Below are 13,408 nucleotides of genomic sequence, written 5' to 3' on the forward strand. Positions count from 1 at the left end.
CTACTCGATGTCCTGGTCTTTGTTTATGCATGTCGTTCTCTCAAAACCGGGACCACTTTTGAGCGACATGCATTAGAGATAGGGCGATCCCAGCCATAGCAACCGGTCGAAGACGCGAATGACGAAAGGCCGCGCTTTCAAGGTTGTGAGCGTGACGGGTTTGGCCGAAGCGATTGCCGCTCCGATGCGTGTTTCGATCTCGGTGGCAAAGCCGGTATCCAGCACCTCCAGGTCGATTTCGAAATTCAGCCGCAGCGAGCGCGCGTCGAGGTTGGAGGAGCCGACATAGGCCCACACGCCATCGACCGAGATCAGCTTCGAGTGGTCGAACGATCCTTCATGGCGCCAGACACGGCAATAATGCTTCAGCACCTGGTCGTATTGCGCCGTCATGGCGCGGCCGACCAGGAAGAGGTTGTTGACAGCCGGCACGACGATGTCGATCTCGACGCCGCGCCGGGCCGCCGTGGTCAGCGCACTGATGAATTCCCGGTCCGGCAGGAAATAGGGCGACATGATGCGGATCGATTTGCGGGCGACCGAAAACGCGCCCATCAGCAGTTTGTGGTTGGTTTCGATGCTGGCGTCCGGCCCCGACGCCACCGCCCGCACCAGGATCGGCTGACCGGGAGGCGGCGAGGGTTTTTCGACATGCCAGACCTCGTCCTTGAGGGCCTCGTTGCCGGCAAAACGCCAGTCTTCGGCGGCAACCGCAAACAGGTCAGCCACGACCGGCCCGGTGACCTGGAAATGCGTATCCGCGGAACTGGCGGTTCCCACGAATTCGGCCGAGAATCCCTTACGGATGTTCATGCCTCCCGTGAATGCCACCGCACCGTCGATGATCAGGATCTTCCTGTGGGTTCGCAAGTTGGCATAGGGAAGTCTCAGGCCCATGACGATGTTGCCGTTGAAGAGGTCGACGGTAACGCCGGCTTCCCGCAGAGTCGTGAGAATGCTGGGCACGGAATAGCGCACGCCGACGGCATCGATCAGCACGCGCACGGTGACGCCGCGCCGCACCGCGCCCGCAAGGCATTCGACGAAACGTCGCCCGACCTCATCATTGTCGAAGATGTAGGTCTCGAGCAGGATGCTGCGCTGTGCGCCGTCGATCGCCCCGCACATGGCCGCGTAGGCTTCGTCGCCTGTCTTCAGGACGGTGATTGCGTTTCCCGAAAGCAGGCCGCGCCGCGCCACCCGGTCGCCCAGTGTCTTCAGTCCGGCAAAGCGTTGGCCGAATTCAGCCGAGATGAGCGCTTCGAGCGCAATGTCGCGGTCTTGCTTGGCCGTCTCGGCTTCACCGGCCAAGGGCCGCATGGCGCTGATTGTAGCCCGGCGGATGCGGTTGATGCCGGCGATGGCATAGATGATCGCGCCAAGAAAGGGCGACAAAAGCATCACGCCCACCCAGCCGGTAGCGGCGCGGACGTCTTCCTTGGTCATGATGGCGTGGACGATGCCGATGGCGGCCATCAGCATCGGAATGATCACGAGGATCAGAGGCCAGTAGGTCACAAAGGTCTGCCACATCGGCAGGACTATCGAGCCAGCGGCCGCAGAAGGCAATGCAAGGGATTAGTCAGGATTGAGGCTTGGCGCCTCAGTCCTTCGCCCGCTCCACATAGGAGCCATCGGCCGTCATCACCACGACGCGGGTGCCGGGGGCGATGTGCGGGGGAACTGCCGTGCGCACGCCGTTGGACAGCACGGCCGGTTTGTAGGACGACGAGGCCGTCTGTCCCTTGGTCGTCGGCTCGGTCTCGACCACCTCGAAGGTGGCACGCTGCGGCAGCACCAGGGCAATCGCGATGCCGTTGAACTGCGAGACCTGTACCGCCATGCCCTCGAGCAGGTAAGGCGCCATGTCGCCGACCACGCTTTCCGACACCGCGACCTGGTCGTAGCTTTCCGGGTTCATGAAGTGATAGCCTTCGCCATCGGCGTAGAGGAAGGTGTGCTCGCGATCCTCGACATAGGCGCGCTCGACCTGTTCGGTGGTGCGGTAGCGCTCCGAAACTTTCACCCCGTCGGAGATGCGGCGCATGTCGAGCTGGGTGACCGGCGTGCCCTTGCCAGGGTGGATGTTTTCGGCAAAGAGGATCACGTAAAGCTTGCCGTCCTTGTCGACGACGTTGCCTTTACGCAGGGAACTGGCGATGACCTTCACCACGGTTTTCAATCCTAGACTTCGTTGGCCTGAAACGATTGTTCGGCGCAAATCGGCTGCGAGAGCCGTCGCCGTAGCGCATCTTGGCGCGAACCGCCAGCCCTGTCAGCAATTCCGTTGCCCGGCAAAGCCATGACCGACGCTTCGCCCTGGTGGACGCCACACGTTCACGCCGACCGCCGGCCGCGGCTGATGGCGCGCAACGCCATCGCGGCCGCCATGCGCGATTGGTTTGGCGCGCGCGATTTCATCGAGGTCGAGACGGCGGCCCTGCAGATCTCGCCCGGCAATGAGGCGCATCTTTCGGCTTTCGCCACCGAGGCGATCGGCGCCGACGGCGCACGCCGGCCGCTTTATCTCCACACCTCGCCGGAATTCGCCTGCAAGAAGCTGCTCGCCGCTGGCGAACGGCGCATCTTCAGCCTGGGTGCCGTCTGGCGCAACCGCGAGCGCGGCCCTTTGCACCATCCGGAATTCACCATGCTCGAATGGTACCGGGTCGGCGAAACCTATGAGAGCCTGATGGCCGATTGCGCCGAGCTGCTCAAGCTGGCGGCCGAGCGGGCCGGCGCAAAAACCTTTCGCTTTCGCGGCCGCGAGGCCGATCCGTTCGCCGAGCCGGAACGCTTGAGCGTGGCGGAAGCTTTTCAGCGCCACGCCGGCATCGACCTTCTCGCCACGCTAACCTCGGATGGCAGCACCGACCGTGACGCTCTCCATCAAGCGCTGGTCAGGGCCGGCCTGCGCACGGCTGAGGATGACAATTGGGCCGATCTGTTCAGCCGCGTGATGGTCGAAAGGGTCGAGCCGATGCTGGGGCAGGGGCGGGCCACCATCCTCTACGGCTATCCGATCTCGGAGGCAGCCCTTGCCCGACCGAGCGCCGATGACCCGCGCGTTGCCGAACGCTTCGAGCTCTATTGCTGCGGCGTCGAGCTTGCCAACGCCTTCGGCGAACTCACCGATGCGGCCGAGCAGCGCCGGCGCTTCGCCGCCGAGATGGACGAGAAGGAGCGCGTCTATGGTGAGCGCTATCCGCTGGACGAGGATTTTCTCGCCGCCCTTGCCCTCATGCCGCAGGCCAGCGGCTCGGCGCTCGGCTTCGACCGGCTGGTGATGCTGGCGACGGGGGCAGCCCGGATCGACGACGTGATCTGGACGCCGGTCGCCTGAGGGGCGTGCACCGCCGCTCTCGTTCGATCTGAAGGCCGGGCGCCCATGCGCGGCCGCTCGGGTTGCGTCTCGTCAGCATGTTGCCGAAGGCCGGCATTTGGCGCGCTTGGACCAAAGTACGATCTTGCAGCCATATAATTAAATCAACTTGATTTTCTAAAGTGGTATTCTATGATTATGGAGCCCGGTAACAAGCCATATGACATCCAGAAAAGCCATCTCCGGCACCAATCTCGAACAGGCCAAGTCGCACAACAGGCGCGTGGTGATCGAGGCGATCCGCACCAACGGCGCCTTGTCGCGGGCGTCGATCGCACGGCTGACGGCGCTGTCGTCGCAGACCATCTCCAACATTGTCGAGGAGCTTGAGCGCACCGAACTGCTGCGCCCGGAGGCCACGCTGAAAGGCGCGCGCGGTCAGCCGGCCGTGCCTTATTCCATCAATCCCGATGGCGGCTATTCGATCGGCCTGCAGCTTGACCATCAGCTTGCCGTCGGCGTCGTCACCGATCTCTCCGGCACGATGCGAGCGCGCGTCGAAAGGGCGGTCGACCGGCCGACGCCTGCCGAGGCAATGCCGCTGCTTGCCACGATTGCCGCCGAGCTGATCGCCACCTCGCGCCTCGACCGGACAAGGCTGCTCGGCATCGGCATGAGCATGCCCGGCCCGTTCGGCGTCGAGGGCCTGACCTCGGTCGGCCCGACCGCGCTGCCCGGTTGGCACGATTTTCCGGTGGCCGAAGAGTTGCAGCGGCTCACGGGCATTCCGGTCATCGTCGAAAACGACGCCACCGCCGCGGCCATCGGCGAACGTCTCTACGGTGTCGCCAAAAACCTCGACAGTTTCGTCTATCTGTTCATCGGCACCGGCCTCGGCGCCGGGCTGTTCCTCAACGGCCACCTCTACAAGGGCAGCCGGCACAACGCCGGCGAAATCGGCCACATCATCGTGCGGCCGGGCGGCCTGGCCTGCGGCTGCGGCAAGCGCGGCTGCCTGGAGCGCTACGTCTCGCTGCGCGCCGCCTACGAGGCGCTCGATTTGCCGGACCCCGACCATGCTTCGCCCGAACTGCTCGAGGAATTGCTGGCCAAGGGCGACAGCCGCCTTGACGCCTGGATTTCCGACGCCGTCGAACCGCTGCGCCAGGCGATCGATGTGCTGGAACTCGCGCTCGACCCGGAAACCGTGGTTCTCGGCGGCTTCATGCCGCTGCCGGTGATCGAGGAACTGGCCAGCCGGCTGGAGCCGCTTCACCTCTCCGTCAGCGCGACCAGCGCCCGCACCACGCCGCGCGTGCTGGTGGGTGCGGCCGGCAAGGACACGTCCGTCCTCGGCGCCGCCGCTCTGCCGATCTTCTCGGAAACCAACCCGCAGTTCGACGTGCTGCAAAAGCCGTTCGGCTGAAATCCTGTGGCGGTTCGATCGATTGTAAGATTTCCCGATCCGCTTCTGCGCACTGTCGCGGAGCCGATACAGCTGTTCGATAGCGCCTTGTCCAGCCTGGCAGGCGATCTCATCGACACCATGCATGCGGCGCCTGGTATCGGCATCACCGGCCCGCATATCGGCATTTTGAAGCGCGTGGTCGTGATCCAGCTGCCTTCCGCCGCAAAGCCGGGCATCTATGTCAATCCATCTGTCATCCAGGCCTCGCCCGAAATGACCCGCCATGAGGAGGGCAGTGTTTCGATGCCTGGTGTCACCGAAGAGATTGAGCGACACGCACGCATACGTGTTCGCTATCAGGATCTGGAAGGCAACGAGCGGTTCGAGGACGCCGACGGTCTGCTGGCGGTCTGCCACCAACATGAGATCGACCAACTCGACGGGCTGTTCTGGACGCACAGGCTGTCGCGGCTGAAGCGCGACCGCCTGACCAAACGCTACGACAAACTGATGCGGGTGTCCTGAGCTGAAGTTCGACGCTAGGACAACCCGTAGAGAACCGGCATCAACCCGGCGAACGCGCTGAACCGTTCCCACGATTTTCGCTCCGGTGTTGTCCAACCGGTCTCGGCAAGCGCCGAAAGCCTGGGAAAGACCAGCCGGTCGAAGACGGCGCGGTCGGTCATTGGCTCCGACCAGATGCAGCACTGCACGCCGAGGAAATGTTTCTTCTGCGCCGCGCTCCAGCCTCCGACGGGATCGAAGCCGTAGAGTTTCTCGGGCGAAGACCAGCCGGCCCAGGCCGCACCCGGTTCCGACCATTCCTGGCTGTTGGCCATGTCGAGGTAATAGACCTGCCCGGGATTGACGACGATGTCATAACCTTCGCCGGCAAGCGCTGCCGAGACTTCGACGTTGCGCCAGCCATTGAGATAGCTTTTCGTCTTGTCGATGATATTGCCGTGCGCGGCTTCTTCCCAGCCGCCGGTGATGCAGCCGCGGGAAGCAAGGAAGGTCTGGATTCGATTGAGGAACTGGGCCTGCAGAACGGCAGCACCCGAGCCGTCGATTTCGTCGGCGCCATGCGTATTGGTGACCACGCCGAGCCGCTTGGCATGCGACTGCGCCAGCGCCTCGCCACCAAGTTCGGCAAGCCGTTGCAGCGCTTGCGGCGAGCCCGACCAGGCGCCGATGGGCACTTCGTCGGCACCGACATGGATCGCCTTGAACGGAAACAGCTCGATCATCTCGTCGAAGATCGTTTCGAGCACCTGATAAGTTTCCTCGCGCGCCGGGTTGAGGCAGTTGTTGGGGAACCCTTGCACAGAAAAATACTCACCATGTTCGCCGGGATCGCGCAGCTGCGGCAGCGCCTTGAGCATGGCGTAGCAGTGGCCGGGCACGTCGATCTCCGGCACCACCTCGATGCCGAACCGGCCGGCCAGCCCGACGATCTCGCGGATCGCCGCCTTAGTGTAGTAGCCGCCAGTCTTGCCGGGACCCGATCCGAGCAGCGACGGGATCGGCAGGCCGTGGCCGCGCCATGCGCCGATTGTCGTCAGCTCGGGATAGGCCGAAATCTCGACCCGCCAGGCCTCGTCGTCGGACAGATGCCAATGGAAGCGGTTGAGCTTGTTCCAGGCAAAGATGGCGAGGAATTGCTCGATCTCGGCCGAAGCGTAGAACTGGCGCGCCGTATCGAGATGGCAGCCACGCCAGCCCATTGACGGCTCATCGCGGATTTGCCCCTGCGCGGGGAAGACAAAGGTGGCGGGATGCTGCCTGGCGCCGCGCAGGATCTGGCCGAGCGTGATCAGCCCGTAAAGAAATCCGGTGCGCGTGGACGCCGACACCGTTGTCGCATCGACTGCGAAATCGATCGCATACGCCTCCGGTTCGAATCCATCCTTGCGGGATAGATTGACCGGGAAGCCGCCTTCCGCCGCCGGGCGCACAAAGCCTTCGACCGGGAATAGCTTGGCGCTGAGCTCGGCAAAGGCAGCCGTCGCGGCCTTGGCCTCTTCGCCGTCGGGCCTCGGGTCGATGCCGGCTGGTGCGGGCAGGGCGCCGGACACGTCGACCTGGCGCGGCCAGGGGATGACAGAAATGGTGACGGGCGTTACGGCCGGCACTGGATAGGGCTCCGCGCCACGCTTCAGCGGCGCGTTGTCGCCTTTGGCCTTTGTCGGTTCGACCGAAAGACGCTGGACGCTGCCATCGGCCAGCACGAGGTAGGCGCCGGTGGCGCCATCCGTCCAGTGGCGCAGCGGGTAACTCAGGCCGCGCGCCGTCAATGTCCATGTGGCTCCAGGTTCAACCACGAAGCCGGCGGGCGGCGCGAATTCGGCATGGTTGGACAGCCGTTCGACCAGCGTGGCGCCTTCGACAGCGGCCGCGGGGTCGATCCGCGCCGGGCCGCTGATGCAGAGCCGGAAATCCCGCAGAGGCCGACTTGAGGCGTTGGTGAGTTTCAGCGAATAGGCCAGCGCCTGGCCGTCCGATGCGGGCGTCCAAAAACTCTCCAGCCGCAGGGCAAGTTTCTCGGTCATGGCAATCTCATAGGTAAGCGTGAAAAGATCAGTCGGCCGACTTCAGTAGGCCGGCATAGACGCCGGGCTCCGAATTGGGGATTTGCGTCGCGCCGACGGTGCGTTCGTAGAATTCGGACGGGCCGACATCGCCGATGATGGCGTAGGCGTAACCCATCGTCTTGAGGTCGAGCAGCGAGGCCAGCAGCAGAGCATGGCCGATGCCCTGGCCGCGCGCAGCTTCGTCGACGCCGGTCGGGCCGAAGAAGCCGCGGGCGATCGATTCATGGCAGGCAAAGCCGACCAGTCTTTCGGCCCTGGTGGCCAGAAAACAGGTCGGCGGCTGGCGCATCATGGAAACCGCCGTCTCGCCGGCCCAGCCGGGACTGAACTTCCGCCGCACCCAGTCTGTGACCAGTTCGTATTCCGGCGCGACCGCGCGTCGGATAGTGACGCCGGCCTTGGCCACACGCGCGTCGAGGGCGGGGTCGGCTGCAAGCACGGAAAGATTGACCAGATAATCCATTGCGATGTCCGTTAAGAAGCCGCGCCGAGCGCGCGCACGAAGTGGTCGGGGCCGACCTGGTACACGACTGTGGATGTCGGGCGCGAGCGTCGCCTTACCTCTTCGGCATGGCCAAGGAAGCGCGCGCTGTCGCCGGGCACAAAGGGACGGTCGGGGTCGGGCACGGCGGACAGCAGAAGCTGCGTATAGGGGTGGCGCGGATCGCCGATGACGGCATTCGTCGCGCCCCATTCGACCATCTGTCCCGCGAACATCACGATGACGTCCTCCGCGACATGGGCGGCCGTGGCGATATCGTGCGTGATGTAGAGCATGGCCAGGCTCTTCTCGCGTTTGATGCGCGCCAGCAGGTCGAGGATGCCGAGCCGGATCGAGACGTCGAGCATCGAGGTCGGCTCGTCGGCGACCAGCACTTCCGGCTGCACCGCGAGCGCCCTGGCGATGTTGACGCGCTGGCGCTGCCCACCGGACAGCTCATGCGGGAATTTATGCGCCGTCAGCTCGGGATCGAGGCCGACGCCGGCAAGCAGTTCCGACACGCCCTTGGTCAATGCCGCCTTGCCCTTGGCATGGCCATGCAGCGCCAGCGGCCGCGCCAAATGGTGATGCACGGTGAACACCGGATTGAGCGAGGCGAACGGGTCCTGGAACACCATCTGCACGGCGCGGCGGTAGGCGCGTTCTTCGGCAGCGGTGCCGGGCCTGGTCGCATCGCGGCCGCGGAAGGAAAGCGTGCCTGATGTCGGATGGTCCATGCGGGCGATGATGCGGGCGCAGGTGGTCTTGCCGCAGCCGGATTCGCCGACCAGAGCCAAGGCCCGGCCAGGCCGCAGCGACAGCGTGATGCCGCGCAGCGCCTGCACGATGCCGAAGCTGCGCTCGATCGCTTCCAGGGCGATAATGGGTTCGGCGTTGACCACTGCCGAGAGCGAGGAAGGGAGCGCGTTCATACGGCCTCGCGCGCCCGCGCCGGCAGTTGCGGGATCGCACCCCACAGCTTGCGCGTATACTCATGTTTCGGCGCATGGCTGACCTGCTGCACGTCGCCGACTTCCACCAATTCGCCTTTCAGCATCACCCCGATACGGTTGCACAGTTGTGACATCAGATGCAGGTCGTGGGTGATGAACAGCACGGAAAAGCCGTGGCTGCGCTGCAGGTCGATCACCTGTTCGAGGATTTCACGCTGCACCACCACATCGAGCGCCGTCGTCGGCTCGTCCATGATGATCAGTTCCGGCTCCAGCGCCAGGCAAATGGCAATGACGATGCGCTGGCGCATGCCGCCGCTGAACTGGTGCGGATAGTCGCGCAGCCTGTTCGCCGCAATGCCGACCAGCTTGAACATCGCCTCGGCGCGCGCCCGCGACTGCGCGCGGCTGAAGCCGTTGTGCCGGCGCAGCACGTCGTGGAACTGGTCTTCGACCCGCATCAGCGGATTGAGCGAATTCATCGCGCTCTGGAACACCATGCCGATGCGGCTCCAACGCACCTTCTGCAGCGCCGCTTCGGTGAGTTTGAGCAGATTCTGGCCGTCGAGCAGGATCTCGCCACCCGCCACCCAGGCCGGCGACTTGGCCAGCCTTGTGATGGCGTAGGCGATGGTGCTCTTGCCGCAGCCGGATTCGCCGGCGAGCCCAAACAGCTCGCCGCGGCCAATGTCGAACGACACGTTCTTCACCGCGCGGAAGGCGCCCTTGTCGAGCAGATAGTCGACGCTGAGGTCGCGGACTTGCAGCAGGGGTCCGCTCACCGTGCCGCCTCCAGTTCGCGCTTGCGCTGACGGGTCAGGCGCAGCCAGCGCGACAGCGCCGGGCCTGAACGCAGTTGCGGGTTGGCGATCTCGTCGAAAGTGAAATTGAGCAAGGCCAACCCGAGCCCGACGAGCGCGATGCCGAGGGCCGGCGCGCCGATGTCCCACCAGGCGCCGACGATGATCGCCGACGAGTTCTGCGCGTTGTACAGCATGGTGCCCCAGGTAACGTTGAGCGGATCGCCAAAGCCAAGATACTCGAGCGTGGTCTGCGCCACGATCGCATAGATGATCGAGCCGACGATGTTGATGCCGATCAGCGGCACCAGATTGGGCAGGATCTCGACGAAGATGATGCGCCATGAAGGCTCACCGACCATGCGTGCGGCGGTGACGAATTCACGGTTGCGCAGCCCCATCATCTGCGCCCGCGTCATGCGTGCGCCCCATGGCCAGGAGGTCAGCGTGATGATCGTCATGATGGTGAGCGGCCCGACAGTCCCGGCAAAGGACGCCAGCAGAATGAGCAATGGGATGTTGGGGATGACCAGCACCGCATTGGTGGCAAGATCGAGCGTCGCGTCGATGCGGCCGCCGAAATAGCCGGCGATGAGGCCGATCACCGTGCCAAGTGCCGTAATGGTCAGGCCTGTGGCGAAGCCGACAGCAAGCGAGGAGCGAGCGCCCCAGACGAATTGGCTGTAGACATCGCGGCCCATCTTGGTGGTGCCGAAATAATGCTCGACCGTCGGCGGCTGATGCGAGCGGCCGACGCGCGCGCCGGGATCGTTCGGCGCCAGGATGGGGGCTGCCAGCGCCATCAGGCAGAGCGCGGCGACGATGAAGAAGCCGGCAACCGCCTTCTTTTGCCGGAGCAGGAGTTGCAGCCCGAACCTCATGCCCGCTCCTCGCTGACGCGCGGGTCGACCACGCCGTAGATGATGTCGACCAAGAGATTGGCCCCAAGCGTTGCCAATGTCATCAACAGAAGCTGGCCCTGGATGACCGGATAGTCGCGCGCCACGCTCGCCGTAAACAATGTCAGGCCGAGGCCGGGATAGTTGAACACGATCTCGGTGACGATCGAGCCGCCGAACACCGCGCCCAGCATCAGCGCCAGATTGGTCAGCACCGGCAGCATGGCGTTGCGCGCAGCGTAGGAGAACATCACCGCCGTCTCCGACAGGCCCTTGGCGCGGCCCATGGTGACATAGTCCTCGCCGAGCACCGAGATCATCGAGGAGCGCATCGTTGTCTGGAACTCGCCGATCATCAGAGGCGACAGTGTCAGCACCGGCAGGACGGCGTGCCAGAACACGCTGCCGAGGAAGGTGAAATTGAGGCCGGGATCGAGGTCTGGGTTGTAGGCATAGCCGACCGGAAACCAGCGCAGCGCCACGCCGAAGGTGAACAGCGCCGCGAGGGCGAAGATGACGGGCGGAATGGCTTTGAGGACGACAGAAAACGGCGAGACGAACGCATCGAAACGTCCGCCCCGCCGCCAGGCTGCCACTGCGCCGAGGGAGACACCGACGCAGAGGGAAAAGATGATGGCGCAGGTAACCAGCAGCGCCGTCCAGCCGGCGGATCTCGCCAGCACCTGCGTGACCGTCTGCGGATAGTATTTTACCGACACGCCGAGATCGAAGGTGGCGAGCCCCTTCAGATAGTCGACGAACTGCAGCAGCACCGGCTGCTCGACGGCGCCGAAGCGAGCCTTGATCGCTTCGATCGCCGCCGGCGTTGCACGCTGCCCAAGGCGCGCGATCATCGCATCCACCGGGCTCCCAGGCATCAGCCTGGGAAGGGTGAAGTTCACCACGATGGCAAACAGAAAGGCGACGAAGTAGACGCCGAGACGCCGCAGGGGAATCCGCATCGCAACTTGTCCTGTCTGGCCTGAGTTACTGAACGGGCTTCAGGCGCAGCAGATGCATCAACCGCATGCGGTTGTTGTCGTGGTCCTCCGGGTTCATCACCGGTTCGTCCTTGGTCACCCAGCCGGTGAAGCGCTTGGTCGAATACTGGTACCAGGTCGGGCCGTTGAACACCGGCACGACAGGGAAGGCGTCGGCAATGATCACCTGCACCTGGTCGAACAGCTTCTTGCGCTCCTCGTCCGTCGTTGCCTTGCGATAATCGTCGAACACCTTGTCGAGTTCGGGGTTCGAGTAACGCGACGGCGCGCTGGTGATGCGGCCGCCAAAGGTTGTCGACAGCGACTGGTAGTAGCCGCGGAACGGCGTCGGTCCGTCGGCGCGGGAGTTCATGACGGCATCGAACGAGCCGTCAAGGATCTGCTTTTGCCACTGCTCATATTCGGGCGTCGCGACGGAAGCATTGATCCCGATCTTGCGCAGGCCTTCGGTGGCGATCTGCACGGCGTCGATCCAGTCGGTCCAGCCATTGGGAACGATGATCGAGAAGGCGATCGGCTGGCCCTTCGGCGTGGTGCGCATGCCGTCGGCGCCCTTCTTGTACCCGGCGTCGTCAAGCACCTTGTTGGCCTTGTCGACGTCGTAGGTCATCCACACGTCCTTGTCGCCTTCGGCAGCCTTGTTGCGCCAGGCGTCGAACCGCGGCGGCAGGCCGCTGGCGTGCAGATTGACCACCGGATAGCCAAATCCGGCAATGTCGACCATCGCCGTGCGGTCCATGGCCAGGCTGAAGGCGTGGCGGAAATTGATGTCAGCGAAAGCTTCGGCGAGCCCTGGATTGGCGGTCTTGAAGTTCACCTGGAAGGCGATGGTTTCTGCCGGCGGCTGCCAGTAGCCATTGTGGTCCTTCTCGAGCGCGACATAGGTCTTGTCGATCTCGGGCAGGAACGAGCCGATCCAGTCCATAGAGCCTTCCGGCAGCAGCGCCAGCATCTGGTCGTTGCCGGAAATCTGCGGCAGCTTCAGGCAGTCGACATGAAGGTCAGCTGCATCCCAGTAGTTGGGGTTGCGGCACTGCTCATAAACCTGCGGCGTGAAGCGGCGAACCTCGGTCATCGGGCCCGAGCCGATCGGCTTCTCGTTCTTGAAGGTGAGCGGATCGGCGATGTCCTTCCAGATATGCTCCGGCACGACAGGGAAGTCGGCCATCGATTCGGGGAAGTGGGTGTCGACATCTTTCAGCGTGATCTTTACTTCCGTCGGCGAAGGCGCTTCGACCGAGGCGACGCTGCTGCCGACGCCGACAGTGTCGACCGCCGGGTTCTTCAGCATCAGGTCGAGCGTGTATTTCATATCGGCCGAGGTCAGCGGCTGGCCGTCCGACCATTTGACACCGTCGCGCAGCGTGTAGGTGATCGTCTTCAGGTCGTCGGAGAATTTGTAGCCCGTCGCCAGCCGGAAGATCGGCTTGCCGCTGTCATAGTCGTTGAAGATGATCAGCGGCTCGTAGACGAAATCCATCGTGCTCTGGCGGCGGCCGCCAAGATCGAACGGATTGAAGTTCTGCACCCAGCTCGTCTGCTCCTCGATATGCATGGCGAGTATGGATTCGGCGGCTGCCGGCTTCATCCCAGAGGGGAGGGCAACTGACGCAAGAGCCACGCCGCCCAAGGCTAAAAATCGGCGACGGCTGAAGCGCCCGCGCCCGGATTTCAACTGGTTGAATGATTGAACGCGACCGAGCATCTTTTCTCCTCCCTGAGCAGATTGGTCTATGATATAAATCAAATTGATTTAATCGTACGCGAAAGCGGGCGTCAACCCTGCGTTCTGTGGAAAGGGCTGCTGTTTCGAGAAAGTTCGGAGCCTTGCCTCCGCGCAGTCGGCTTGCCATCCACCACCGCCTTGGCTCGGGTCGCGAGCGCGGCGCCGCGATGGGCTTTTGCGTTCTGCTCGGGCGCTATGCCGCAGCGTCGCAATTGCCGGTGCGCCAT

The 13,408-nt window shown here is 63.9% G+C and carries 12 protein-coding genes; 3 read left to right on the forward strand and 9 right to left on the reverse strand.

Going from position 1 to position 13,408, the window contains the following annotated elements; genetic code table 11:
- Positions 1–72 precede the first annotated feature (72 nt).
- Both AC1DYO_RS09710 and efp read right to left on the reverse strand, forming a co-directional pair.
- Positions 73–1,533 (reverse strand): phospholipase D-like domain-containing protein, encoded by a 1,461-nt coding sequence (locus tag AC1DYO_RS09710; protein ID WP_477262606.1) that lies wholly within the window; start codon positions 1,531–1,533, stop codon positions 73–75.
- 70 nt (positions 1,534–1,603) lie between these two features.
- A complete protein-coding gene (gene efp / locus AC1DYO_RS09715; protein WP_477262608.1) occupies positions 1,604–2,173 on the reverse strand; it encodes an elongation factor P in 570 nt (189 codons plus the stop codon).
- A gap of 129 nt (positions 2,174–2,302) precedes the next feature.
- Between efp and epmA the strand changes: the two genes are divergently transcribed.
- From epmA to AC1DYO_RS09730, 3 genes are all read left to right on the forward strand, one after another.
- Positions 2,303–3,343, forward strand: coding sequence for an EF-P lysine aminoacylase EpmA (gene epmA, locus AC1DYO_RS09720; RefSeq protein WP_477262610.1), 1,041 nt, complete (start codon positions 2,303–2,305; stop codon positions 3,341–3,343).
- Between the two features lie 199 nt (positions 3,344–3,542).
- Positions 3,543–4,748, forward strand: a complete 1,206-nt coding sequence (locus AC1DYO_RS09725; protein WP_477262612.1) for an ROK family transcriptional regulator — start codon at positions 3,543–3,545, stop codon at positions 4,746–4,748.
- 6 nt (positions 4,749–4,754) lie between these two features.
- Positions 4,755–5,255, forward strand: coding sequence for a peptide deformylase (locus AC1DYO_RS09730; RefSeq protein WP_477262614.1), 501 nt, complete (start codon positions 4,755–4,757; stop codon positions 5,253–5,255).
- Positions 5,256–5,269: 14 nt separating this feature from the next.
- Here the strand turns inward: AC1DYO_RS09730 and AC1DYO_RS09735 are convergent, their stop codons facing one another.
- From AC1DYO_RS09735 to AC1DYO_RS09765, 7 genes are read right to left on the reverse strand one after another with little or no spacing between them, the layout of a single operon-like run.
- A complete protein-coding gene (locus AC1DYO_RS09735) occupies positions 5,270–7,279 on the reverse strand; it encodes a beta-N-acetylhexosaminidase (protein WP_477262616.1) in 2,010 nt (669 codons plus the stop codon).
- A 28-nt stretch (positions 7,280–7,307) separates the two neighbouring features.
- The gene (locus AC1DYO_RS09740) at positions 7,308–7,784 is read right to left on the reverse strand and encodes a GNAT family N-acetyltransferase (protein ID WP_477262618.1); all 477 of its coding nucleotides are present in this window, start codon (positions 7,782–7,784) and stop codon (positions 7,308–7,310) included.
- An 11-nt stretch (positions 7,785–7,795) separates the two neighbouring features.
- Positions 7,796–8,734, reverse strand: coding sequence for an ABC transporter ATP-binding protein (locus AC1DYO_RS09745; RefSeq protein ID WP_477262620.1), 939 nt, complete (start codon positions 8,732–8,734; stop codon positions 7,796–7,798).
- Positions 8,731–9,537 carry an ABC transporter ATP-binding protein gene (locus AC1DYO_RS09750; protein WP_477262622.1) on the reverse strand — a complete coding sequence of 269 codons (807 nt, stop codon included), beginning with the start codon at positions 9,535–9,537 and terminating at the stop codon, positions 8,731–8,733. Before AC1DYO_RS09750 ends, AC1DYO_RS09745 begins: the two co-directional genes overlap by 4 nt.
- Complete coding sequence (locus AC1DYO_RS09755) at positions 9,534–10,436, reverse strand: ABC transporter permease (protein ID WP_477262624.1); 903 nt, start codon at positions 10,434–10,436, stop codon at positions 9,534–9,536. The genes AC1DYO_RS09750 and AC1DYO_RS09755 overlap by 4 nt, the downstream gene beginning before the upstream one ends.
- Entirely contained in the window at positions 10,433–11,416 is a 984-nt protein-coding gene (locus AC1DYO_RS09760; RefSeq protein ID WP_477262626.1) for an ABC transporter permease, read from the reverse strand. The genes AC1DYO_RS09755 and AC1DYO_RS09760 overlap by 4 nt, the downstream gene beginning before the upstream one ends.
- A gap of 25 nt (positions 11,417–11,441) precedes the next feature.
- Positions 11,442–13,043 carry an ABC transporter substrate-binding protein gene (locus tag AC1DYO_RS09765; RefSeq protein WP_477262911.1) on the reverse strand — a complete coding sequence of 534 codons (1,602 nt, stop codon included), beginning with the start codon at positions 13,041–13,043 and terminating at the stop codon, positions 11,442–11,444.
- Between the last annotated feature and the right edge of the window lie 365 nt (positions 13,044–13,408).

This window comes from Mesorhizobium sp. P2_F5 (assembly GCF_056403715.1).

Coding starts and splice junctions, on each gene's coding strand:
- AC1DYO_RS09710 (WP_477262606.1), bottom strand. CDS start 1,533: ATGTGGCAGACCTTTGTGACCTACTGGCCTCTGATCCTCGTGATCATT.
- AC1DYO_RS09725 (WP_477262612.1), top strand. CDS start 3,543: ATGACATCCAGAAAAGCCATCTCCGGCACCAATCTCGAACAGGCCAAG.
- epmA (WP_477262610.1), top strand. CDS start 2,303: ATGACCGACGCTTCGCCCTGGTGGACGCCACACGTTCACGCCGACCGC.
- AC1DYO_RS09735 (WP_477262616.1), bottom strand. CDS start 7,279: ATGACCGAGAAACTTGCCCTGCGGCTGGAGAGTTTTTGGACGCCCGCA.
- AC1DYO_RS09740 (WP_477262618.1), bottom strand. CDS start 7,784: ATGGATTATCTGGTCAATCTTTCCGTGCTTGCAGCCGACCCCGCCCTC.
- AC1DYO_RS09745 (WP_477262620.1), bottom strand. CDS start 8,734: ATGAACGCGCTCCCTTCCTCGCTCTCGGCAGTGGTCAACGCCGAACCC.
- AC1DYO_RS09760 (WP_477262626.1), bottom strand. CDS start 11,416: ATGCGGATTCCCCTGCGGCGTCTCGGCGTCTACTTCGTCGCCTTTCTG.
- AC1DYO_RS09755 (WP_477262624.1), bottom strand. CDS start 10,436: ATGAGGTTCGGGCTGCAACTCCTGCTCCGGCAAAAGAAGGCGGTTGCC.
- AC1DYO_RS09765 (WP_477262911.1), bottom strand. CDS start 13,043: ATGAAGCCGGCAGCCGCCGAATCCATACTCGCCATGCATATCGAGGAG.